The organism is Vibrio sp. ABG19 (assembly GCF_029962385.1).
GTDB classification, from domain to species: domain Bacteria; phylum Pseudomonadota; class Gammaproteobacteria; order Enterobacterales; family Vibrionaceae; genus Vibrio; species Vibrio ostreae.
Genome location: NZ_CP071708.1, coordinates 2166484 through 2191670, shown reverse-complemented (window position 1 = coordinate 2191670; position 25187 = coordinate 2166484). Strand labels below are relative to the sequence as shown.

At 51.0% G+C, this 25187-nt stretch carries 20 protein-coding genes; 9 read left to right on the top strand and 11 right to left on the bottom strand.

Going from position 1 to position 25187, the window contains the following annotated elements:
- Position 1 precedes the first annotated feature (1 nt).
- The 5 genes from rsxG (at position 2) to J0X00_RS16325 (ending at position 3032) form a co-directional block, all read left to right on the top strand.
- Positions 2-628: an electron transport complex subunit RsxG gene (gene rsxG / locus J0X00_RS16345; protein ID WP_136487939.1), complete on the top strand. Its 627-nt coding sequence runs from the start codon at positions 2-4 to the stop codon at positions 626-628.
- 4 nt (positions 629-632) lie between these two features.
- A complete protein-coding gene (locus tag J0X00_RS16340; protein ID WP_136487940.1) occupies positions 633-1325 on the top strand; it encodes an electron transport complex subunit E in 693 nt (230 codons plus the stop codon).
- Positions 1326-1372: 47 nt separating this feature from the next.
- Positions 1373-2014 (top strand): endonuclease III, encoded by a 642-nt coding sequence (gene nth / locus J0X00_RS16335; RefSeq protein ID WP_136487941.1) that lies wholly within the window; start codon positions 1373-1375, stop codon positions 2012-2014.
- Positions 2015-2023: 9 nt separating this feature from the next.
- On the top strand, positions 2024-2440 hold the full coding sequence (gene gloA, locus J0X00_RS16330) for a lactoylglutathione lyase (protein WP_282477214.1): 417 nt from the start codon (positions 2024-2026) through the stop codon (positions 2438-2440).
- 154 nt (positions 2441-2594) lie between these two features.
- Positions 2595-3032, top strand: a complete 438-nt coding sequence (locus J0X00_RS16325) for a DUF2753 family protein (RefSeq protein ID WP_136487943.1) — start codon at positions 2595-2597, stop codon at positions 3030-3032.
- A 154-nt stretch (positions 3033-3186) separates the two neighbouring features.
- Here J0X00_RS16325 and J0X00_RS16320 read toward each other — a convergent pair whose 3' ends face one another.
- The gene (locus J0X00_RS16320) at positions 3187-4071 is read right to left on the bottom strand and encodes an OmpA family protein (protein ID WP_136487944.1); all 885 of its coding nucleotides are present in this window, start codon (positions 4069-4071) and stop codon (positions 3187-3189) included.
- 301 nt (positions 4072-4372) lie between these two features.
- On the opposite strand from J0X00_RS16320, the gene rnt reads away from it, so the two are divergent.
- Together rnt and J0X00_RS16310 are read left to right on the top strand one after the other, a co-directional pair.
- Entirely contained in the window at positions 4373-5029 is a 657-nt protein-coding gene (gene rnt / locus J0X00_RS16315; protein ID WP_282477213.1) for a ribonuclease T, read from the top strand.
- A gap of 33 nt (positions 5030-5062) precedes the next feature.
- Positions 5063-6388, top strand: coding sequence for a Na+/H+ antiporter family protein (locus J0X00_RS16310; RefSeq protein ID WP_136487946.1), 1326 nt, complete (start codon positions 5063-5065; stop codon positions 6386-6388).
- A gap of 397 nt (positions 6389-6785) precedes the next feature.
- On the opposite strand, the gene J0X00_RS16305 is transcribed toward J0X00_RS16310, so the two are convergent.
- The 10 genes from J0X00_RS16305 to nagE form a co-directional block, all read right to left on the bottom strand.
- Positions 6786-7979 (bottom strand): ISL3 family transposase, encoded by a 1194-nt coding sequence (locus tag J0X00_RS16305; RefSeq protein WP_282477212.1) that lies wholly within the window; start codon positions 7977-7979, stop codon positions 6786-6788.
- Between the two features lie 160 nt (positions 7980-8139).
- Positions 8140-9654 carry an amidophosphoribosyltransferase gene (purF, locus tag J0X00_RS16300; RefSeq protein WP_136487947.1) on the bottom strand — a complete coding sequence of 505 codons (1515 nt, stop codon included), beginning with the start codon at positions 9652-9654 and terminating at the stop codon, positions 8140-8142.
- Between the two features lie 34 nt (positions 9655-9688).
- The gene (locus J0X00_RS16295; protein WP_136487948.1) at positions 9689-10180 is read right to left on the bottom strand and encodes a CvpA family protein; all 492 of its coding nucleotides are present in this window, start codon (positions 10178-10180) and stop codon (positions 9689-9691) included.
- A gap of 62 nt (positions 10181-10242) precedes the next feature.
- Positions 10243-10803: an SPOR domain-containing protein gene (locus J0X00_RS16290; RefSeq protein WP_136487949.1), complete on the bottom strand. Its 561-nt coding sequence runs from the start codon at positions 10801-10803 to the stop codon at positions 10243-10245.
- Between the two features lie 16 nt (positions 10804-10819).
- Positions 10820-12088: a bifunctional tetrahydrofolate synthase/dihydrofolate synthase gene (folC, locus tag J0X00_RS16285; protein ID WP_218562167.1), complete on the bottom strand. Its 1269-nt coding sequence runs from the start codon at positions 12086-12088 to the stop codon at positions 10820-10822.
- Positions 12089-12132: 44 nt separating this feature from the next.
- Positions 12133-13059: an acetyl-CoA carboxylase, carboxyltransferase subunit beta gene (gene accD / locus J0X00_RS16280; protein ID WP_136487951.1), complete on the bottom strand. Its 927-nt coding sequence runs from the start codon at positions 13057-13059 to the stop codon at positions 12133-12135.
- 175 nt (positions 13060-13234) lie between these two features.
- Entirely contained in the window at positions 13235-14029 is a 795-nt protein-coding gene (gene truA, locus J0X00_RS16275) for a tRNA pseudouridine(38-40) synthase TruA (protein WP_136487952.1), read from the bottom strand.
- Positions 14030-14188: 159 nt separating this feature from the next.
- Positions 14189-18658 (bottom strand): FimV/HubP family polar landmark protein, encoded by a 4470-nt coding sequence (locus J0X00_RS16270; RefSeq protein ID WP_348984821.1) that lies wholly within the window; start codon positions 18656-18658, stop codon positions 14189-14191.
- 284 nt (positions 18659-18942) lie between these two features.
- Positions 18943-20613 (bottom strand): glutamine--tRNA ligase, encoded by a 1671-nt coding sequence (gene glnS, locus J0X00_RS16265; protein ID WP_218562169.1) that lies wholly within the window; start codon positions 20611-20613, stop codon positions 18943-18945.
- 258 nt (positions 20614-20871) lie between these two features.
- Complete coding sequence (gene nagE, locus J0X00_RS16260) at positions 20872-22338, bottom strand: N-acetylglucosamine-specific PTS transporter subunit IIBC (protein ID WP_136487826.1); 1467 nt, start codon at positions 22336-22338, stop codon at positions 20872-20874.
- Positions 22339-22819: 481 nt separating this feature from the next.
- On the opposite strand from nagE, the gene nagA reads away from it, so the two are divergent.
- Together nagA and J0X00_RS16250 are read left to right on the top strand one after the other, a co-directional pair.
- Positions 22820-23959, top strand: a complete 1140-nt coding sequence (gene nagA / locus J0X00_RS16255; protein WP_282477210.1) for an N-acetylglucosamine-6-phosphate deacetylase — start codon at positions 22820-22822, stop codon at positions 23957-23959.
- Positions 23959-25173: an ROK family protein gene (locus tag J0X00_RS16250; RefSeq protein WP_282477209.1), complete on the top strand. Its 1215-nt coding sequence runs from the start codon at positions 23959-23961 to the stop codon at positions 25171-25173. Before nagA ends, J0X00_RS16250 begins: the two co-directional genes overlap by 1 nt.
- Positions 25174-25187: the final 14 nt, after the last annotated feature.

Below are 25187 nucleotides of genomic sequence, written 5' to 3'. Positions count from 1 at the left end.
TATGTTATCTGCAATTCGCAAAAATGGCCTGATCCTGGCAGCCTTTGCCTGTGCATCAACTGGCGTAGTAGCCTTGACCAGCTATCTGACCCAGGATCAGATTAAAGCGCAGGAAAATGCCCAGTTACTGTCGGTTCTGAATCAGGTGGTACCCAAGCGCCTGCATGATAATGAACTGTCTCAGGCCTGTACCCTGGTCCGCGATCCGCTGCTCGGAACCGATCAGGCAATGCCGGTTTACCTGGCCAGCCGCAATGGTCAACCAACCGCGCTGGCGATTGAGTCCATCGCTCCGGACGGCTATAACGGTGCGATTAAAATTATCGTTGGTATCCAGAATGACGGCACCATAACCGGAACCCGTGTACTGGCACATCAGGAGACTCCGGGCCTCGGTGACAAAATTGATCTGCGTATTACCGACTGGATTCTCAACTTCAGCGGGAAAAAAGTCACCGCCGATAATCAGGCTGACTGGCGCGTACGTAAAGACGGCGGCCAGTTTGACCAGTTCACCGGCGCGACCATTACACCGCGGGCTGTGGTTAAAGCCGTGAAACAGACCGTACAGTTCGTCAATCAGAATCGTGCTCAGATTCAGGCGCAACCATTAAACTGCGGAGAATAAGACGATGAGTGATCATAAAACTCTGATCAAAAATGGCATGTGGAATAACAACCCGGCGCTGGTGCAGCTACTGGGCTTGTGTCCGCTGCTGGCGGTCTCTTCAACCGTGACTAACGCGCTGGGACTAGGCATTGCGACCCTGCTGGTGCTGGTTGGCTCAAACGTGACCGTCTCGCTGGTGCGTGATTATGTGCCGAAAGAGGTTCGTATCCCGGTCTTCGTGATGATCATTGCGTCCTTGGTAACCTGTGTTCAACTGTTGATGAACGCCTATGCTCATGGCCTGTATCTGTCACTGGGTATCTTTATCCCGCTCATCGTCACCAACTGTATCATTATCGGCCGAGCTGAAGCCTTCGCGTCAAAAAATAATGTACTGCCTTCAGCCCAGGACGGATTCTGGATGGGACTGGGCATGACCTCGGTTCTGGTGGTTCTGGGTACGCTGCGCGAAGTGATCGGTCAGGGTACCCTGTTTGACGGCGCTGACCTGCTGCTGGGCGACTGGGCAAAAGCCCTGCGCATCGAGATTTTCCATTTCGATAACAGCTTTTTGCTGGCCTTGTTACCGCCCGGTGCGTTTATCGGTGTCGGTCTGCTGATTGCGGCAAAAAACATCATCGATAAAAAAATTGCTGAGCGTCAGCCGAAACAGGAAAAACCAGCCATCGAACGTGTCCGAGTGACCAATGTGTAACACCGCACTGATGCCAGACAGCACCCGTCAAGGAAACCATCATCACAATGAATAACAGTAAACGTGTCGAAATTCTGCAGCGACTGAGAGACAACAACCCCAATCCGCAGACCGAGCTTAACTGGAACTCACCGTTTGAACTGCTGATCGCCGTGCTGCTGTCGGCTCAGGCGACTGACGTGAGTGTCAATAAAGCCACCGATAAGCTGTATGCGGTGGCCAATACTCCGCAGGCCATGTGGGACCTCGGCGTGGATGGCGTCAAAGACTATATCAAGACCATAGGTCTGTTTAACTCCAAAGCAGAAAACGTCATTAAAACCTGTCGTATTCTGCTCGATCAACATCAGGGTGAAGTGCCGGAAAACCGCGAAGCACTGGAAGCCCTGCCGGGTGTCGGACGCAAAACCGCCAATGTGGTGCTCAACACGGCATTTGGCTGGCCGACGATTGCCGTCGACACCCATATTTTTCGAGTTTCGAACCGTACTAAATTTGCCATGGGCAAAACGGTGGATGACGTTGAGCACAAACTGCTGAAAGTTGTTCCGAAGGAGTTCAAACTCGATGTACACCACTGGCTGATATTGCACGGCCGCTACACTTGCGTAGCACGCAAGCCACGTTGTGGCAGTTGCATTATTGAAGACCTGTGCGAATTCAAAGAGAAAGTTTACCCGGAAAGCTAGGAGTCCATTATGTCAAACAACCGTATTCTTCATACCATGCTACGCGTTGGCGATCTTGATCGTTCAATTGAGTTTTACACTCAGGTTATGGGTATGAAACTGCTGCGTAAAAACGAAAATACCGAATACAAATACACTCTGGCGTTCGTAGGTTACGGCGATGAGTCAGAAGCCGCTGTTATCGAGCTGACTTACAACTGGGGTGTGGAAGAGTACGAGCTGGGTAACGCATTCGGCCATATCGCGATCGGCGCAGATGACATCTACGCAACCTGTGAAGCGATCACAGCAGCGGGCGGCAACGTTACACGTGAACCAGGTCCGGTAAAAGGCGGCAGCACCCATATTGCGTTCGTTAAAGATCCGGACGGCTACATGATTGAGCTGATCCAGAACAAGCAAGCCAATGCTGGCCTGGAAGGCTGATTGTGCGGCTATCCGCCGCTAATTTGTCTGTCAACAAAACCGCCCGAGTGGCGGTTTTGTTTTATCTCCCTGCAATATACATGGTTTACATGATAATAATTATCATTTAGATTGTATTAATCCGTGTTATGTTGGTTGATGAGGAGAATCATTCATGACAATCAAAGAGTGGGAGCAACACACATTACTGGCCGATATCGCCATGCAGCAAGCCGATCATCTGCGTGGTATCCTGCACTACCAGCAGGCCCTGACCTTAAGCGATCGTATCGGTACCCGCTATGACGTTGAAATGGAAGATCGCCTGCTGATCTCCGTCATCTCCTGTCACAACATGGCCAGTTTCTGGCGCACGGTCGGCGATGATCAGTATGAGCTCAAGTATCTGGAGCTGGCATCAGAGCGGGTGCTGACGCTGATCCCGCAATGCCAAAATCCAAGCTGTGAAGCCTTCGTCGATTCATTGGGCTGCTGCAAAAAAGCCCTGATAGAATTTATGAAACGCCACCCGAATCCAGAGTTAGCGAAATTGGTTAAAGACATCGACAGCGCCTCCAGTTGCAACCTGATTGCCAAGTTCCGTCTGAACTAATTGCGTCTGAGCTAACTGCGTCTTAACGAATTGCGTCTTAACTAAGTGCGCCTTAACTCATTCCGTCGAAACTCATTTTGTGAAACAAATGAGCCGGCATAAACAGGGCTGACCAATCAGCCCCTCAGTCATGACCACTTTCCAGGCTGCGGTCTCAGACCTGAGTGCGGCCGAGAGAAATGACTACCCGACGGTTTTTGTCTCTACCGATTGGTGAGGCGTTGTCGGCAACAGGACGACGTTTGCCATAACCCTGAACCTGGATTCGGTCCGCAGACAACCCCAGAGACTGGAAGTAATTCTGCAGCGATTCAGCGCGCTTCTCAGACAGGCTCTGGCTTTCTCCTTTACCCAGCTCGGAATCGGTATAGGTCGACACCAGAACCAGATCGATGTCCTGATTGTAACGAATGTACTCGGCAATCTGCGCCAGACGTTTCTGCGAGGCTTTATTGAGCTCAATGCTGTCACCCCGGTCGTAATGCAGAATGGTGAACGAAATGTCTTCAAAGCTGTATGGCAGCAGGTTGGCGATACAGTCACTAAAGACATTATACTGTGGCTGGAACAACACCGAAGACAACGCCACTTCAATGCGCTGATTGCGACTCTGCCAATCCTGATAGCTGAAAGTCGGATAACGCCCCTGCTCCAGTTCGCTGAGCAGAGTCCAGGCAGTCTGTCCACCAATATAACCATCAAACTGCTTGAAAAACTGAATGTTGGTGATGCGGTCGGCACTTTCCCCCGGCCGCCAGGCCGGCGGCATGGAAATCAGGCTGACATCCCGCGTTTCGCCCATCGGACGACGCATTTTCAGTTCAAAGTCGAGGTTCATTTTTTTACTGGCGTGAGCCGTAAACACCGCATCGCCGTAATTGGGAATCGGGTGCACCAGCTGACACTCGAGTGGAGTGTTGGTCAGCATCTGCCAGCTTGACTGTTCCGGTTTTGCCACATAGCGTTTTTCCATTGCCGCTGCAGACATAGCGCTACAGACACTGACCGTCACCAGACTTGATACAACCCATTTATTCATAAGGACTTACTTCTCTTTTCCTGCTGCGTGGCAATGACGGTATTTTGCCACTGCACTGTTTCTTAGTACTAGGATGCAAAAAGCTCGCCAATCCTTAATTTTTAATGTGCAAAATAGCCGCGTCCGCCATACCGCTCAGGCTTTGACTGCTGTTTTTCTCGCACAGGAAACGGATTCGATCCCTTTGTGCTATCAGGCTCGCATCGGGCATCAATTAATTGCGTTTTAATCCGCTGTGTTGGTTTTTCTTACTGGGAGAATCTGCAATAATGCTGCCCCTATCACATAAGCTAGGGATCACATGACGGATACAAATGAAGCTCTGACCTTGAAAAAACGTTTTCGTGGCTATTTCCCGGTGGTTATCGATGTCGAGACCGCAGGATTTAACCCACACACCGATGCACTGCTGGAGATCTGTGCGGTGACGTTAAGTATGGATGAAAACGGTGACCTTCACCCGGCTTCTACCATCCATTTTCATGTCGAGCCTTTTGAAGGTGCCAACCTGGAAAAAGCCGCGCTGGAATTTAATGGTATTCGTGATCCTTTCAGTCCGCTGCGCGGTGCGGTGAGCGAAGAACACGCCCTTAAAGAGATCTACAAACAAGTGCGCAAAGAGCAGAAAGCGGCCGATTGCAGCCGCGCGATTATCGTCGCGCATAACGCCGCTTTTGATCACGGCTTTGTGATGGCAGCCAGCGAACGCTGCAAGCTTAAACGAGTTCCGTTCCACCCCTTTGCAACCTTTGACACCGCGGCATTAAGCGGATTGGCTTACGGTCAGACAGTACTGGCTAAAGCCTGCAAAGTCGCAGGGATGGAATTTGACAACCGTGAAGCCCATTCAGCGCTTTACGACACACAACAAACCGCGGAGCTATTCTGCGGCATCGTCAACAAATGGAAAGCCCTTGGCGGCTGGCCGTTGGGCGACGATGACAATGAACTTGAATAATAATTAATTTTTGCATTATTGACCGAGAAGTATATGAATCCTGTAGTTATTTCTGTCTGTGTCATGCTGATCCTGGCGCTGATGCGCGTAAACGTCGTGGTTGCCCTGACGTTTAGTGCCATCGTTGGCGGCCTGGTTTCCGGCATGGATCTCAATAGTACGGTGGCAGCGTTTGAAAGCGGCCTGGGTGGCGGTGCGACCATCGCACTCAGCTACGCAATGCTGGGCACTTTTGCCGTGGCTATTTCTAAATCGGGCGTCACCGATTTACTCGCACAAAGCGTCATTAAACGTATTCATGGTCGTCATAGCATGGCCGCGTCGACCGGAATGAAGTACGCGATTGTGTTCGCTCTGCTGCTGATGGCAATGTCATCGCAAAACCTGATCCCGGTGCATATCGCTTTCATTCCAATTCTTATTCCGCCTCTGTTGAGCGTATTTGCCAAACTGGGTATCGACCGTCGTCTGATTGCCTGTGTGCTGACCTTTGGTCTGATCACGCCTTACATGGTACTGCCGGTTGGCTTTGGCGGCATTTTCCTCAATAACATCCTGCTGAAAAACCTGCGTGATAACGGCCTTGAGCATGTCACGGCAAGCCAGATACCTATGGCTATGCTGCTGCCAGGCCTGGGCATGGTATTCGGCCTGCTGGTTGCGATGTTCTTCTCTTACCGTAAGCCACGTGTATACCAGGAAACCGAACTGACGACCATCAGCCAGGAAACCACCGCAATCAATAAAATGCACATTGCTGTCGCCGGCGTTGGTATCGTGGTTGCGCTTGCCGTACAACTGGCAACCGGTTCAATGATCATCGGCGCTCTGGCCGGATTTATGGTGTTCACCTTTGGTGGCGTGATTGCCTGGAAAGAGACGCACGACGTCTTCACTCAAGGCGTGCACATGATGGCGATGATCGGTTTTATCATGATTGCAGCGGCAGGTTTTGCCGCAGTAATGAAAGCAACCGGCGGCGTGGAAGATTTGGTTCAGGCTCTGTCGACCAGTATCGGCGACAACAAACCACTCGCGGCACTGCTGATGCTGGTTGTCGGTCTGCTGGTGACCATGGGTATCGGCTCGTCGTTTTCAACCATTCCGATTATTGCCACTATCTACGTTCCGCTGTGTATCGCGTTCGGCTTCTCGCCTATGGCAACCATTGCCCTGGTGGGTACCGCAGCCGCACTGGGTGATGCAGGTTCACCGGCATCAGACTCCACGTTAGGCCCGACATCAGGCCTGAATGCAGATGGTCAGCACGAACACATCTGGGAAACCGTGGTTCCGACCTTTATTCACTACAACCTGCCACTGATTGCTTTCGGCTGGCTGGCGGCGATGGTGCTGTAGTTTAGCGCTTGCATCACGCACAAAGGCTTCCCGCAGGAAGCCTTTTTTATCTCTCAGGGCCTCTCTCCTCCATTGCCCTGTCATCGATGCCCTCCTCTCACAGCCACTGCCGTTTGACGGCCAACATCCCGGGTAATGATAACGCAGCGGTTTGCTCTGCCGCTTCATTAACGCCATGCGACCAACACGGCGTCACTGCACAGTCCCAATAGTCGCAATAGTCGCCACAGCAACGCATTCATTACGGGGCAATCCTGGCCTGGATCGCTGTATTCCATGACACCACAGATAAGATGTCAGCGCACTTTACCCGTAAATTCATGGGCTCATGATCCTGTATGTATGAACCGATACGACCAGACAACCTGGCTGGCTGAACGGCAGGCATAAAAAAGGTTCATCGCGGCTTTCCGGGGAAAGCCGCTTTTATCTTTAAAAAAAAGTAATCGATATCTCGGTAACCGTAGCCCATTCGTTTGATTAACTTTATCTTGTTGTTTATCCCTTCGAGCGTACAGGTATTGAGTGGGTAGCTTGCAGAAGCAACGATGCCATGAAGATACGGTTTGAGCTTTCTCGCGAAGTCCATAAGCGGCTTGATCCCGCTTTCTTGAACTTGCTCCCACCATACGTCCCATAAGTCTTCCGCTTCTCTTTCCGACTGGCACCTCCATAACTCTTTAAGCTGAGAGCCAAGTAAATACGTCACCATTAAGTCCTTGTTCATGCTCAGTATCTCACTCAGATAGCTCTCCTGCTTACCGTCTAAATTAGCTCTGTTTTTGAGGAGAACCCAGCGTGAACGTTTCACCCATTGGCGCGTTTTCTTGTCCTGTTTGAGTTGATTAGCTTGGTCAACTCTGACTCTATCCATCACTTCCCGGCCAAATTTGGCGACCACGTGGAATAAGTCGTACACAATGCGGGCGTTAGGACAATGTTGCTGCACTTCAAAGTCGAAAGCCGTATTCATATCCATTGCAACCGCTTCTATGTTCTGGCTATGCTCACCGAGTAATTCAAAGAAGGGACGGATATCTTTTCGGCTGCGTCCGACGCCTATCCAAAGCACTTGATGCGTCTTAGCATCCGCGATAACAGTGGCATAACGATGTCCCTTGAAGAGAGCAAACTCATCCATGACCAGTTGTCTCAGCTCTGCCCAGTTAACCTCTGGCACCACATGTTGCAGCCGACGCTTATCTATCGCCTTAATCGTATGCCAATGAACCCCCCTCATCTGGGCAATATGTTTGATAGGAAGAAGAGGCAACAACTGCTCAATGTAACTTCTTAAGCGGTTAGTCAGGCGAGCAAAAGGTTCAAGCCAAGAAATAGATTCGGTTTTGATACCGCAGTCAGGGCACTTGATACGCCTTGTTTGTAGGGATAGCTCGACGGGTACGCCGAGAATCATCGCTTCCTTAATCGTGCGCCACTGATAATCATGTATGGCTTGAACATGTTGCCCACATGAACATCGAGCAGTTGTGCTGGGTTGGAGAGTAATCGTGATGAGAGAAGACGTTTGTACAGACTTTACGACATGAAAGCCTTCCCAGAACGATGATAGGAAAGTATGATTCGGCATGAAAACGGTAGTTTGTGTAAGGTTGTGTTTGGCGATGTAACCTTATCACTTACTACCGTTTTTGTTTTAAGTTCCCGCTAATCCGCGATGAACCATAAAAAAGGCTTCTCGAAGGAAGCCTTTAGCAATAAACCGTAGCTAATACTGATGGTACAGGGGCTTAAGCGCCTTCGTTGTACAACTCAAGGTTGGCCAGCTCTTGCTGAATCTCACGCTCCGTCTTGGCATCATCGCTGCGCATCGACTCCAGGAAGTCCAGGTATTGCTGGTCGATATCGCCCGTCACGTATTCGCCGTTAAACACTGAAGTTTCAAACTTAGCGATGTCCTGGTTACCCACGCGTACCGCATCAACCAGATCATCCAGTGTCTGGAAGATCAGTGCGTCAGCACCAATTTGCTTACAGATCGCATCGTTATCACGGCCGTGTGCAATCAGTTCGTTTGCACTTGGCATATCGATACCGTAAACGTTCGGGAAACGAATTTCCGGCGCCGCAGACACCATGTACACTTTCTTCGCACCTGAATCACGCGCCATTTCAATGATCTGCTCTGAAGTCGTGCCACGAACAATCGAGTCATCCACCAGCAGTACGTTCTTGTCTTTAAATTCAGAACGGATGGTGTTCAGCTTACGACGAACCGATTTCTTACGCTGTTGCTGACCTGGCATAATGAAGGTACGGCCTACGTAACGGTTTTTCACGAAACCCTGACGGTATGGCTTATCCAGCGCCTGAGCAATCTCCAGTGCGATATCACATGAAGTTTCAGGGATTGGGATCACGACGTCGATATCCAGGTCGCTGAAATCAGCCTTGATACGCTCACCCAGTTTTTTACCCATTTCAACGCGTGCGCTGTACACCGAGATTTTGTCGATGAATGAATCAGGACGGGCAAAGTAAACGAATTCGAAAATACATGGATTCAGAACCGGGTTATCCGCGCACTGTTTAGTGAACAGTTCGCCTTCAAACGTCGCGTAAATCGCTTCGCCCGGCGCGACATCACGCATAAAGTCAAAACCAACCGCATCCAGAGCCACAGACTCAGACGCCACCATGTATTCAGTACGGCCGTTCACTTCACGTTTCCCCAGACACAAAGGGCGGATGCCGTTCGGGTCACGGAATGCAATCATGCCGTGGCCGATGATCATCGCTGTCACCGCATACGCGCCGCGAATAGTACGGTGCACGTTAGCAATGGCACGGAATACATCGTCCGCAGTCACGTTACCTTTTACTGTGTCGATCTCGTGCGCCAGAACGTTCAGCAGGACTTCTGAATCCGACGTTGTGTTGACATGACGACGGTCTTTCTCGAACAGTTTCTGACGAACTGCCGTGGCGTTGGTCAGGTTGCCGTTGTGTGCGAGGGTGATACCAAATGGTGAGTTTACGTAGAAAGGTTGAGCTTCTGATGCGCTGGAGCTGCCAGCAGTCGGGTAACGAACATGGCCGATACCCACAGAACCCTGAAGACGCTGCATGTGCTTAGCTTCAAACACATCCTTGACTAAACCGTTCGCTTTACGCAGACGAAAACGATTGCTTTCGATGGTACAAATACCAGCGGCATCTTGGCCACGATGCTGCAATACCGTTAACGCGTCATAAATTGACTGGTTTACAGGCGTTGTACCCACGATTCCAACAATACCACACATGTCCTAATCCTCGATTTGCGACAATAGCCGGCGCTTAACGCGCGCCGGACAGAAAACTTGATGTTGCTTGTAAGTGTTCAAAGAACGGAGCAATAATGCGGCTAAATTCCGGCACCAGCTGCGAGCCCTTCCACCACTCAGAGCTTGGGAATGCGGTGAACGCATCCATAAAAAATAAGGCTGCTGCAACAATCAGAACTCCACGCAAAGCGCCGAATACGACGCCGAGAATTCTGTCTGTTCCTGAAAGCCCGGTCTTCTGTACCAACTGCGAAATCACGTAGTTGACAATAGCTCCGACAATCAGCGTTGCGACAAACAACGCTGCGATTGCTGTACCATTGCGAAACATTTCATCTTTAATGTTAGTAAAGTATACCGCCAATTTGGCGTAGTACTCGGAAGCGATGTAAAAAGCTCCGAACCAGATTACTAACGACAATGCTTCTTTGGCAAAGCCACGTACCAGACTGATCAGCGCAGACAGGCCAATCACACTTAAAATGACAATATCTAACCAGTTCATGAGTTCTTACATTCTAAGTTGGCGCGCATTTTAACAGAAAAAAACGCGACGCAAACGTTTTCTTATGGGTTTAGTGGTTTAAATTTAAGCAACTGACCTTTTGCGCCGGTAATTTCTTCTAATTCCAGCAGCTGTTTTTCCAGCTTACTTTTCGAAACATCCGGGCCAATGATCACGCGGGTAAAACCATTTTCTTGTTTGGTATGAGCCTGATAGCCTCGCTTTTGCAGATCCGCGACCATGTTTTTCGCGTTATCTGCATTCTTGAGCGCCATCAACTGAATCAACCAGGCACTGTCCTGATACTCATTTTTTTCCGCCACACTGCGGGTCGCGGTAACCAAAGATTGCGCGGACTCAGCCTCCGGGGCTGAGTCTGTTTTGCTCTCCGGAGCGGTCGCAATCGCGACTACCGGCGTTTCAGGCAAGGCCGCATCTTCTTCTACCGGTTCCACCACCTCGAACTTTTCCACTTCACTGTCCAGTTCAGGCTTAATGGGGATGGCGGTCATCTCTTCCTTGTAATGCAGCTTTTTGCCATCAAGCACATCGGGTAACACGATAACCCCGACCGCTACAAGAATAATGGTACCGACCAAACGGCTTTGGAATTTACTTGCCATCTTTACTCCCTTGGAATTACGACGGGTTGGATTGTTGCCAATGCTCCAGCACTTCACCGACGGTATGGAAGGAGCCGGCGACGACTATGACATCGTCCGCCTGCGCTTGTGTCAACGCCGCTTCAAAAGCCTCTACCGGGTTCGCATAGCGCACCTGATCCACATCCAGTGTCAGACACAATTCATCCGCTGTCGCAGCGCGAGGGCCGCTCAATGACGCCGGATACCACTGCTTTACGACCGGTTTCAGAATCGCCAACGTCGACTTCACATCTTTGTCGTGCAGCATACCGACCACCATATGCACGCTCTGATCCTGAAATCGTTGCTGTAACTGCGATACAAGATATTCTGCCGAATGCGGGTTATGCGCGACATCCAGTAAGATGGTTGGCGAGTGGCTGATTTGCTGCATACGCCCCGCCAGAGTCGCATTGCTCAGGCCATTGACGATATTCACGTCACTGATCTCCAGCGCGGCGCTGCCCAGCGCCATCAGCGCTGTCGCTGCGTTTGGCAGCGGCAAAGTCGGTAACGGCAGATCGCTCAGATCAAACGAGCCACAGCTCCAGTTCCACGTCGTGTCACTGGTTTTTTGGTAATTGAACTGGATTCCGACCTGATAGAAATCGGCGCCAATGTCGTCCGCATGTGCTGCTACAGTCGGCGGAGGTGTCGGCTGACCGCAGATTGCCGGCTTACCTGAACGGTAAATCCCGGCCTTCTCGAAGCCAATCACGTTAATATCGCTGCCCAGCCAGTCAACATGGTCAACGGCCAGACTGGTGATCACCGACACATCATGATCGACCACGTTGGTCGCATCGAGACGCCCGCCCAAACCGACCTCTAACAGGACGACGTCCACTTGCTCGGTCTGAAACAGACGCAATGCGGCCAGCGTACCGAACTCAAACAAGCTGAGCGTAATGGTACCGCGCTGCTGTTCAACAAACGCAAAGGCTTCCGTGTGCTTTTCATCAGGCAGATCCTGACCATTGACTCGGACACGCTCGTTGTAACGAATTAAGTGGGGAGAACTGTAGACACCAACTGAATATCCGGCATCGAGCAGAATCGCTTCCATCAATGCACAGGTTGACCCTTTACCGTTGGTACCGGCAACAGTAATCACGGTCGGAGCAGGTTTGGTGAGATTGGCTTTTTGAGCGACAGCCTGAACACGGTCCAGACCCAGGTCAATAGCGGAGGAATGAATATGGGTTAAATAATCAAGCCACACCGATAATGGCGATGTGGCTTGTGGAATTGGGTTTTGATTCATCTAACGTATAACCATTGTTTTGCTTGGTTTAGTTAGCGACTACTTTACCCTTTTTTGTCCGCTTCTGGTACAGAATATGGTTCTTCATTTGGCGCATCGTTCACAGAAACAACCAGCGGTGATTCCTGACGAGTCATTTTTGCCAACAGTCCAGCCACGCGCTGACGCATTTCACGACGGTCAACAATCATGTCAATCGCACCGTGATCCAGCAGGAACTCACTGCGCTGGAAGCCTTGTGGAAGGTCTTCACGTACCGTCTGTTCGATAACACGACGACCAGCAAAACCGATCAGTGCTTTCGGTTCACCAATATTGATGTCACCCAGCATCGCCAGACTCGCAGACACACCGCCCATGGTCGGATCAGTCAGCACAGAGATAAACGGCAGACCTTTTGCGGTCAAACGCTCCAGTGCCGCACTGGTTTTTGCCATCTGCATCAGCGACATCAGCGCTTCCTGCATACGGGCACCGCCACTGGCGGAGAAACAAACCAGACCACAGTTAGCTTCGATTGCAGCGTCAACCGCACGTACAAAACGCGCGCCAACCACTGAGCCCATTGAGCCACCCATGAAAGAGAATTCAAACGCACAGGCAACCACAGGAATGGTCATCAGCTCGCCTTTCATTACAATCAGGGCATCTTTTTCACCACTGCTCTTCTGAGCAGCTGCAATACGCTCTTTATAACGCTTCGAGTCTTTAAACTTCAGCTTATCTTGCGGCTCTAGTTCTTCCGCAATTTCGTAGCGGTTTGCTTCATCCAAAAATGACTCAAGACGACGACGCGCTTTCATGCGCATGTGATGGTTACATTTTGGACAAACTTCAAGATTGCGCTCTAATTCGGCGTAATAAAGCACCTGTTCACAAGATGTACATTTGGTCCACACCCCTTCAGGGATAGACGCTTTACGTGAACTACCGATGTTGCTTTTCTCTAAAATCTTCTCAAGCCAGCTCATGCAAGACCTTTTACTCTCTCATCTGCCGCCGTATTGCGACAGATTTTTATTCGACATTAACGCGTGTGGATTAAAGCACAGAAAATGCCAACTGTGGACAAAAAACTGGTTGTACCTATTTCCTGAACAGTTATCCCACGCACAACATTGTTTAATTTGAGCTAATCCAATCCGGTTAGTTCAAACTTTCTGGTAAGAACAGCGGTCCCATCGGCGCTTCAGGCAGCTCAAACTCCGGCGGGTAATCAACATCGACCAGATACAAGCCTTCCGCTTTGGCCGTCGCCCCTGCCAGGCTGCGATTTTTCGCCGCCAGCAACCACTCTATCCACTCCGGTGCCTGCTCACCACGACCGACCGCAATCAGGCTGCCGGTAATGTTACGCACCATATGGTGGACAAACGCATTGGCTTTAATATCAATCACAACGTAGCGCTCATGACGAGTGACGTTTAAGTGCATTATGTTACGCCAAGGACTGCGTGACTGACAATGTGCAGCTCTGAATGACGTGAAGTCATTCTCACCCAGCAGGAATTGTCCGGCTCGATGCATACGCTCAGCATCCAGTTCACCATGATAGTGACTCACACCAGAAGACAAAATTCCCGGGCGATACATGTGATTGTAGATCACATAGCGATATCTGCGTGCTGTTGCACTGAATCGGGCATGAAATTCGTCCGGAACCTCTTTTGCCCAGCGCACCGCAATGTCCTTAGGTAAATTGGCGTTGGCACCCATGGTCCAGGCCACCATTTTACGGCTCGCTGTGGTATCAAAATGGACAACCTGGCCAGTACCATGCACACCCGCATCAGTGCGGCCTGCACACTGAACTTCTACCGGATGATTAGCGATCACAGTCAGTGCTTTTTCCAGCTCTTCCTGCACGCTTTTAACTTCTCGTTGGCGTTGCCAGCCATAATAGTGAGTACCGTCATACTCGATACCCAGAGCGATTCTCATGTCGTTTTTCTCTTAAACATCTAAGGGAAATGGGGCGGGCAGTATAAACCCTCTGCATGATAAATTCTAATGCACAGAAAAAAGAGGCAACCCGGTTGCCTCTTTTCTTACCCAATTATGACACTGCCGATGCAATACCACTCATTATAAGGCGACAGATTAAGCCCGACCATTAATCACATCGATCAGATGCTTGGCTTGGCGGCGAATATCATCATTGCCATCAACAATCGCTTCTTCCAATAGCTTCACTGCCCCTTTGTGATCATTCATTTCCATATAAATCTGGGCCAGATCCAGCTTACCGGCGGCTTCAGCATTGCTGTCGACATCAATATCGGAAATGTCACCGATCACATCCGGAAACTCATTCAGCCCCACATCCAGCTTGAGCTCTTCATCGTCAGGAGAAAGGCCTATATCTTCCCGCTCAACCTGAGCCATCAGCTCATCAATGGTCATAAACTGATTCTGCTGCGGGTCGAAGTCCATGATGTCTTCTTGCTTGCCCCAGTTTTCAGTTTCCACTTCCGGCTGCTGATTCTGAATTTCCGGATGCCAGGCCGCCAGATCTTCTTCCGGCACATCATCGACGATGTCAGCCTGCTGGTCCGCCGTCAGGCTAAAGCCGTTCCAGTCTTCGCCGCCCATATCCAGCATGGCTTCAATGTCCATACCCGCACTGTCAATCGTTTGGGCATCAATCGGACCATCAAACGCGAAGCCGTCACTGTGAGGCTGTTCATCAAGCAACGCATTGAGCGCGTCCTCGTCAAATTCCTCTCGCGCCGCCATCTTGTCTGGTTGAGGTGATGGCGTATTCTCGCTTTCGCCATGCGGTTCAGGCTCAGATTCACCACCCATGGCATCTTCGGCGAAAGACTGCTCCAGCTCGGCAAACAACTCATCAGACAGTGCTTCATCTTCATCACCGTCAAAAATGAACTCTGATTCTGCTTCATATTCACTGTCAGCCAGAGCATCGGCTTCGCTGTACTCCGGCAGCTCTAAGTCATCGAAAGCAAACGCTTCATCTGCTTCGGCACTTTCTGGCGGCTCTGCTTGTGCTGAGCTTTCAGGCTGTGCCTCGGCTTCCGGCTTCGCGATGCTGTCAGCCAGAGCATCCGCTTCGCTGTATTCCGGCAGCTCTAACTCATCGAAAGCAAACGCTTCATCTGCTTCGGCACTTTCTGGCGGCTCTGCTTGTGCTGAGCTTTCAGGCTGCGCCTCGGCTTCCGGCTCTGCAACGCTGTCAGCCAGAGCATCCGCTTCGCTGTACTCCGGCAGCTCTAACTCATCGAAAGCAAACGCTTCATCTACTTCGGCACTTTCTGGCTGCTCTGCTTGTGCTGAGCTTTCAGGCTGCGCCTCAGCTTCCGGCTCTGCAACGCTGTCAGCCAGAGCGTCTGCTTCGCTGTACTCCGGCAGATCTAAGTCATCGAAGGCAACCCCTTCTTCCTCTGACTCAGCCTGAGTATCGGTAAATTGCGCAGCCAGGTCTTCCGCTTGTGGCTCATGCTCTTCAGATTGTGGATCAAGCTCTTGCGTTTGTGGGACAGACTCTGCACTCGCTTCAGCAGTCAGCTCTGGCTCTTGCGGCGTGGCTTCCGCCTCTGCGACCGCTTCTGGTTCAGATTGTGCTTCTACCGGCTGATCCAGCCCGGCAATCAACTCATCAGACAGTGCTTCATCTTCATCACCGTCAAAAATGAACTCTGATTCTGCTTCATATTCACTGTCAGCCAGAGCATCGGCTTCGCTGTACTCCGGCAGCTCTAAGTCATCGAAAGCAAACGCTTCATCTGCTTCGGCACTTTCTGGCTGCTCTGCTTGCGCTGAGCTTTCAGGCTGTACCTCGGCTTCCGGCTCTGCAACGCTGTCAGCCAGAGCATCCGCTTCGCTGTACTCCGGCAGCTCTAAGTCATCGAAAGCAAACGCTTCATCTGCTTCGGCACTTTCTGGCTGCTCTGCTTGTGCTGAGCTTTCAGGCTGTGCCTCAGCTTCCGGCTCTGCAACGCTGTCAGCCAGGGCATCCGCTTCGCTGTACTCCGGCAGATCTAAGTCATCGAAGGCAAACCCTTCTTCCTCTGACTCAGCCTGAGTATCGGCAAATTGCGCAGCCAGGTCTTCCGCTTGTGGCTCATGCTCTTCAGATTGTGGATCAAGCTCTTGGGTTTGTGAGTCAGGCTCTTGGGTTTGTGGGTCAGACTCTGCACTCGCTTCAGCAGTCAGCTCCGGCTCTTGCGGCGTGGCTTCCGCCTCTGCGGCCGCTTCTGGTTCAGGCTGCTGCTGTTGCTCCAACCCGGCCATAAAATCAGCCGATGACAGCGGTTCAATTTCCTCTACGCCCGACGAATCAGCACCAAGTGGATCGTCCAGTAACCAATCATCATCCTGAGGAACGCCAAATTCATTCGCGACCGGTTCAGGCTGATTGCTGACGTTTTGTGGTGCGACCGGCTCATCCGCTGGTGCTGCGGGTTCCGCTTCGCTTTCGCTGCCTTCAATTTGCGGGCTAAACTCAAATTCGTCATCGCTGTCGCTATCGAGAGAAAACTCACTCTCATCACCAAAATCGAACTCTTCCAGCAAAGGATCATTGTCTGGTACCGCATCCAACAAATCATTTTTGAAATGGGTACTGTTGTACTCTGACTCAGGCTGCTGCGCCTGTTGCTCGATTTCCAGTAGCTCATCAAAGAATTCAGTGCCGTCATCCAGTTCCGCCAGCGCTTCCGGCTCGTCTTCGCTGGTTTCACTGCTCTCCTGCTCTTTCTCCAGCCATTCATCCAACAGGCTGTCACTGTCAATATCGAATGCATCATCTGCCGTCTCAGACGCACTCTGCTCTAACAGTTCATCCAGCATTTGGTCACTTTCATTCTGGGCAGAAATCTCGTCTGATTCTGCCAGCAACTCATCAAGCAACTCGGTGCTGTTACTATCGATGTCGAGTTCGAGATCCTCATCCAGCATTTCATCCAGCAGTGCCGCTTCATCGCTCTGCGCTTCAAGCTGATCCAGATCAGCCTGGGCTTCAATGTTACTGAACAGGCTTTCTAGCTCCTCATCCGAGGTAACTTTGGCATCATCGAGACTGTTCTCGTCCAGCAGGCTGTCAAAATCGAGCGCAGCCAGGTCGTCATCTTCATCCGTGCTGCTGTTAAACAAGTCATCCAGCATCGACTGTTCCAGCATACCGGATTCGAGCTCTTCGCCCGTATCATTTTCTCCGAGCAACGTGTCGAGGTCGTCCTGCACCGCAGAATCATCATCCGACAGGTCGAACACCGCTTCGTCGTCATCTTGCGGCTCTTGCACCGCCTGATCCAACGTACGCTCCATCTCTTCCAGACCCAGCGCTTTTTCATCACCGTTGACACTGATGCCACTGTTACCGCCAAAGTCGGTATCCAGATCTCCGTCATCGTCGATACCGGCAAACGGATCTTCACCGTCTTCATCTTCCAGATTGAAATCGAGATCGTTTTCATCCAGATCAGCAAAAATATCATCCTGTGTATCGTCAGCTTCTGCGGTTTCATCGCTGAACGTCAGTTCGCTGTCATCCGCTTCGCCAAATAAGTCATCATCTAGCAGCAGATCATCTTCCAGACTCTGCAGGGTTTCATCTCCGGCCACAACCGCAGCGGCCTCAGCCTGAGGTGGCGGAGTTTGTTCGGCAGGTTTCTGTTCCTGATTATCGGTTTGCGAGCGGCGATTGAGCAGCATCAGCACCAGGAAGGCGATCGCTAAACCCGGGATGAGTGCCATCAAGCCGACCAACCAACCATTGGACAGAATTTGATCCCAGGTTGATGGTGCCAGCTTCTGCTCTGCCTGCTGCTTGCTGCGTTGTTCATCCAGCAATTTTTCCACTTCTGAGCGGATGCGGTTCTCATCACCCAGTTCGTTTTTCAGCGTATCCACTTCTGACTGCATCTCAGCCAACATCAAACGCAAACGATGGTTCTTCTCTTCCAGCGCCAGCATCTCTGAATCGGATGAAGCAATCTGCTGCTCAACTTTATCCACGTCGCTGCGGGTGACTGGCGCAGGCGTGGCGTCGGGGGCCGCTGGGGTAGCTGTCGTCGCTGGTGTGGCCGGTTGGGCTGCAGGGGGCGGTTGAGGCTGCGGGGCGGCGATTTGCACCGGGGCTACCGGTCGGGCTGTGGTCTGGTTGAGGCGCGCCTGATGCGCGTTCATGACATTGACCGCTTCCTGAGTGGTCGCGCTGCGGACCTGCGCCAGCGATGGCACACGCAGCGTACTGCCAGGCATCAGGCTATGGATGTTCTGATTTTCAAACGCCTGAGGGTTAAGGCGATAGATGGCCAGCAAGGTCTGCTGAACAGAAACACTGGGCGACGGTCGTAACCGGCTGGCGATTGACCATAACGTGTCCTGCTCTGACGTCGGGCCAAAAAAAGTCGACGGCTCATTGGACGGCATGATATTGGCCGCTCTGGCCGAGACAGGAGCCGTCTGTTGGCTACGTACAGAAGGAGGCGCAGCCTCTGAGGTGCGAGCAGGAACGACCTGTTCGCTGAATTGAGGCTCGGATTGCACTTCACCGCCAGGTCCGATCAGGCGGATGCCCTCTGCATATACGATGGAAGTCTGAGTCACAACGGCTACGGCGAGAGGCCATAGCAATCGCTTGAAAAATTGATGCATAAAAGGCTCAGCTGAGTGCTTTAACTAATGAATTCTGTGATCTGTTAAATATATCGGATCGGAGGGGCAAAACTATAGGGGATAAAGTAAAAAATGTACCTAAGCCACAATAATCGCAGCAATCTCACACAAAACCTGCGGTTTTGCTAAGACTTTGGGCCAGGATTACGCGTTATTGATAAAAAGAAAGCCAGCATGCAGCTGGCTTTCGGATCAGGTTACCATTCGCTCAGATATCAGGCGTTTTCAATTTTCGCCCAGGTATCGCGCAGACCAACGGTGCGGTTGAAAACCAGCGCCTCTGGCTGTGAGTCTTTCGCGTCGGCACAGAAATACCCCATACGCTCAAACTGGTAGCCGAACTCAGCTTCTGCATTCGCCAGGCTTGGCTCAACAAAACCGTGCAGTTTGACCAGAGATTCCGGGTTAATGGTGGCAGCGAAGTCATCCGCGGCACCCGGGTTTGGTACGGTGAACAGACGATCGTACAGGCGGAACTCGGCAGCAACACCTTGCTGAGCCGATACCCAGTGAATCACACCTTTCACCTTACGGCCATCTTCCGGGTTTTTACCCAGTGTATCGGCATCGTAAGTACAGTAAATGGTGGTGATGTTACCCTGCTCGTCTTTTTCAACACGCTCAGCTTTAATCACGTAGGCGCCACGCAGACGAACTTCTTTACCCAGCACAAGACGCTTGTACTTCTTGTTGCCTTCCTCACGGAAATCTTCACGTTCGATCCAGATTTCACGGCTGAATGGCACATGACGCTCGCCCATTTCCGGCTTATTCGGATGGTTAGCAATGCTCAGCATTTCAGTGCTGTCCGCGTCAAAGTTTTCAATCACAACTTTGACCGGATCCAGAACCGCCATCGCACGTGGTGCGTTTTCGTTCAGGTCATCACGAATACAAGATTCCAGCACGCCAAACTCAATCATGTTGTCTTGTTTGGTCACACCGATACGTTTACAGAATTCGCGAATTGAGCCTGAGGTAAAACCACGGCGGCGCAGACCTGAAATGGTCGGCATACGCGGATCATCCCAACCGTTAACCAGTTTTTCGGTCACCAGCTGATTCAGCTTACGCTTCGACATCACGGTATATTCCAGGTTCAGGCGGCTGAACTCGTACTGACGTGGGTGACATTCGATGCTGATGTTATCCAGAACCCAGTCATACAGGCGGCGGTTGTCCTGGAATTCCAGCGTACACAGCGAGTGAGTAATCCCTTCCAGTGCATCGGAAATACAGTGGGTAAAGTCATACATCGGGTAGATGCACCACTTGTCACCCGTTTGGTGGTGGTCTGCAAAACGCACGCGATACAACACAGGATCGCGCAGTACGATGAATGACGATGCCATATCGATCTTGGCGCGCAGACAGGCAGTGCCTTCGGCAAATTCACCGGCACGCATCTTTTCGAACAGTGCCAGGTTTTCTTCTACGCTGCGATCGCGGTATGGGCTGTGCTTACCCGGCGCGGTCAAAGTACCACGGTATTCACGAATCTGCTCCGGACTCAGCTCTTCAACATACGCCAAGCCTTTTTGGATAAGTTCCACCGCATATTGATACAGCTTGTCAAAATAGTCAGATGAATAACAAACATCACCGGACCACTCAAAGCCCAGCCACTGTACATCTTTCTTAATTGACTCAACGTATTCGAGATCTTCTTTTTCAGGGTTTGTGTCGTCAAAACGTAAATTACACTGACCCTGATAGTCCTGAGCAATACCAAAGTTCAAACAGATCGACTTCGCGTGTCCGATATGCAGATAGCCGTTCGGCTCCGGCGGGAAACGAGTATGCACGCTAGTGTGTTTACCATCCGCTAAATCTTTATCTATGATTTGGCGAATGAAGTTCGATGGACGAGCCTCAGCTTCACTCATCTATAGCACCTCAAAGTTTATTTAGTATTGTCAGAAAACGGTTTCTGCGAAGAAGGCGTAAAGCCCGGCAGAGCAGAAATATTGCCACTAATGATCCACAATTCTGAATGAATTCACAATAAAAACTGCGGTTTTCTTACGATTATTTCTGCTCGCGGGTGGTTAAATGCACAAACAAAAAGCCCCCGCATGATGCGGAGGCTTGGATTTAACCAAACTCAGACTACAACCTGAACACCAGCGATGCCGGGACAGTGGTTAATCTTGGGAACGAATATCTTTCATCTGACCGGCAATGATTTCCGCCATTGGCCCCAAGATAACCTGCAGGTTGTTAGCCCCCAGTTTTACCACGCCCATCGCGCCCAGCTCTTTGAGCTGCTTCTCGTCAATCACCGACATATCATTCACAGTCAGTCGCAGACGAGTGATACAGGCATCAATATTGGCCAGGTTATCATGGCCGCCCAGTACCGCCAGATATTGCTTGGCCAGTTCAGCGGAATCGCCCGATGCCGCGCTCATGGTCGCCGCTTGCTCTTCATCTTCACGACCCGGTGTTTTAAGGCCAAATTTAACGATGACGGTACGAAATACCACGTAGTAGATAGCGAAGAAGACCAGGCCCTGCACAATAAGCATGTACCAGTTGATCGCCAGTGGGTTACGCGAAGAGAGCACCATATCCACCAGACCTGCCGAAAATCCAAAGCCGGCCATCCAGTGCATCGATGCTGCGATAAAGACAGAAATACCGGTCAGCAGCGCGTGCAGAACATACAGCAGCGGAGCCAGGAACATGAAGGAGAATTCCAGCGGTTCAGTCACACCGGTAAAGAAAGAAGCAAAACCGGCGGCGATCATGATAGAGGCCACTTTCTCTTTATGCTTGGCATTTGAGGTGTGGTAAATCGCCAGTGCCGCACCCGGCAGGCCAAACATCATGATTGGGAAGAAGCCCGCTTGATACATACCGGTAATACCAGGAACCGCGGTACCTTCCGCAATCGACTTCGCGCCACCAAGGAAATTAGGAATATCATTAATACCGGCGACATCGAACCAGAATACCGAGTTCAGCGCGTGGTGCAGACCAATCGGAATCAGCAGGCGGTTAAAAAAGGCATAAATACCTGCACCTGTTGCGCCAAGACCTTGAATAGACTCACCAAAGTTTACCAGGCCACCGTAAATCGCCGGCCAGACGTACATCAGCACAAACGCAATCAGGATACCGACAAATGAGGTCAGGATTGGCACCAGACGCTTACCGGAGAAAAAGGCTAAAGCTTTATGTAACTCGACGGTTGAGTAGCGGTTGTAAATCTCAGCGGAAACAATACCGACCAGAATGCCGACAAACTGGTTATTAATCTTGTTAAATGCGGCAGGAACGGCAGAAGGATCAATACCCTGGATTTGCGCGACTGCGCCTGGTGAGAGCAGGGTTGTGACCACCAGAAAGCCAACGAAGCCGGACAGTGCCGCTGCACCATCTTTATCCTTGGACATACCAAACGCCACACCAACTGCAAACAACACTGACATATTGTCTATAATGGCGGCACCAGCTTTGATCAGAAACGCTGCCAGAGCCGAGTTCGCTCCCCAGCCATTCGGGTCAATCCAGTAGCCTATACCCATTAAAATGGCCGCCGCTGGCAGCGTCGCCACCGGCACCATCAGGGCCTTCCCTACTTTTTGAAAATATCCAAGAATATTCACCTTACGTTCTCCCTATAGGAATTTGGTATACATTGGCTGACTTATTTTAGTCACTCAATTTAGTCCATGTCAGTGTATGCGAAATATTTCGGCTCACAAATTAAAACCGATTTAAATGTGATCTTAATCAAGAGTAAATTGGAAAAATCAAGGAATTTGCTAGCGAGATCATAAAACTTATTTTATCATACAAAAAAACAAACTCGTAACAGTACTATCTGGCGTTGAGTTACTCTAAAATAGTGACAGATACAGCCGTTGACGCCATGATAACCCGAGCCGGGTCGCGTTCGGAAGTCATTGAACTGACAAACGGTTTATCACTTATTTTCAACCAGAGCCTGCGTCTCTGGAAATCAAAAAGATAATTTGCGACCTAATTGAAGTCAGCAAAGAAAGTTCTGCCTCACACTTTCTGCTTAACTGACTGGCCTTGCCACATGAATTGATCAGATCTCGATAAAGATAAGGACTCGCTAATATGTACGCGCTAACTAACTGTAAAATCTACACGGGTAGCGAAATGCTCACAGAGCATGCAGTCGTGGTTGATGGCGACAGAATCCACTCTCTGCAACCTGTCGCTGACTTACCGGCTGAATTAGCCACTATTGACCTGCATGGCGCCAACTTAAGTCCCGGATTTATCGACGTTCAGCTCAATGGTTGTGGCGGTGTAATGTTTAATGATGACATCAGCGCCGCCACCCTGCACACCATGCACCGCGCGAATTTAAAGTCCGGCTGTACCAGTTTTCTGCCCACCCTGATTACTTCATCCGATGATGATATGCGTCAGGCGGTGGCCGCGCAGCGCGACTACCAGCAGCGTTTCCAGAACCACTCCCTCGGTCTGCATCTGGAAGGCCCGTACCTCAATCAGATCAAAAAGGGCATCCACAGCGTCGATTTTATCCGCTCGTCAAACGACGAAATGATCCGCTTCATCTGTGATAACCGCGACGTGGTGACCAAACTGACGCTGGCACCGGAAAAAAACAATCCGGCCCATATTACGCAACTGGCAGAGGCCGGCATCGTGGTTTCTCTTGGCCATACCAACGCGACCTACGTCGAAGCACGGCAGGGATTTGAAGCCGGGATCAGCTTTGCCACTCACCTGTTTAATGCCATGACGCCGATGATCGGGCGTGAACCGGGGGCTGTCGGTGCCATTTATGATACGCCGGATGTCTATGCCGGTATCATTGTCGACGGCTTCCATGTCGACTACGCCAACATCCGCATTGCCCACAAAATCAAAGGCGACAAGCTGGTATTAGTGACCGATGCCACAGCTCCTGCAGGCGCTGAGATGGATCACTTTATTTTTGTCGGTAAGAAAGTATATTACCGGGACGGCAAGTGTGTAGACGAAAACGGCACACTTGGCGGCTCAGCCCTGACGATGATAAAAGCAATTCAAAATACGGTTGAGCACGTCGGTATCGCTTTAGACGAAGCCCTGCGGATGGCAACCCTATATCCTGCCAAAGCTATTGGAGTGGACAACAAACTGGGTCGAATCCGTCCTGGCATGATTGCCAACCTAACGGCGTTTGACCGCGACTTCCAGGTAAAAGCGACGGTAGTAAACGGACAATACGAGCAAAATGTGTAATGAATGGCGGACAAATAGGTAACGTAGATCTTGTTAAACAGCTCAACAGCGCAGCGGTTTATCGTTTAATTGACCAGCAAGGTCCGATTTCCCGCATTCAGGTTGCCGATGTCAGCCAGCTTGCTCCGGCCAGCGTCACCAAGATCACCCGCCAGCTTCTCGAACGCGGCCTGATAAAAGAGGTCGCGCAACAAGCGTCGACCGGCGGGCGACGTGCCATCTCTCTCACCACCGAAGTGGCTCCCTTTCATTCCATCGCGGTGCGTCTCGGCCGCGATTATATCCAGCTCAGCCTGTACGATTTAGGTGGCAAAGAGCTGGCTAGCGCCGAACACGAATTTCTCTATGCCCAGCAGCCGCAATTAATCGAAGGTCTGCTTGGTCATATTAAAGCTTTCATTGCCCAGCACAGCACGCAGATTGATCAGTTAATTGCCATCGGTGTGGTCTTGCCAGGCCTGGTCAATCCTGAAACCGGTGTGGTGGAATATATGCCACACATCGATATTGATACTCTGGATCTGGGCGATATTCTGCGCGAGCATTTTCATGTCGAAAGCTTTGTTGGTAACGATGTGCGCGGTATGGCACTGGCTGAACACTATTTCGGCGCCAGCCAGGATTGTCAGGATTCCATTCTGGTCAGTGTGCACCGCGGCACCGGTGCCGGCATCATAGTCAACGGCCAGGTATTTCTGGGCTCTAATCGTAATGTGGGCGAAATCGGCCATATCCAGATAGACGCGCTCGGCGATAAATGCCAGTGCGGCAACTTCGGCTGTCTGGAGACCATTGCCACCAACCCGGCGATCATCAAACGCGTCACCAACCTACTGGCGCAGGGTTATGAATCAAGCCTGGCCGGCATTGAGCCGCTGAACGTCGAAACCATTTGTCAGCACGCCAATCAGGGCGATGAGCTGGCCAAACAGGCGCTGGTTCAGGTCGGAAACCAGTTGGGTAAAGCGATTGCCATTACCGTCAACCTGTTTAACCCGCAAAAAATTGTTATCGCCGGTCAGATTACTGCGGCTCCGGAGATTATTTTCCCGGCTATTTTGCGCAATGTACACAATCAGTCGCTCAAGACCTTCCACCGCGATTTGCCTATCGTTGCCTCAGCGGTGGATAAGCAACCGACCAAAAGCGCATTTGCCATGATCAAGCGCGCGATGCTTAATGGCGTTCTGTTACAAAAATTGCTTGAAGACTAATCAGTTGCATATCC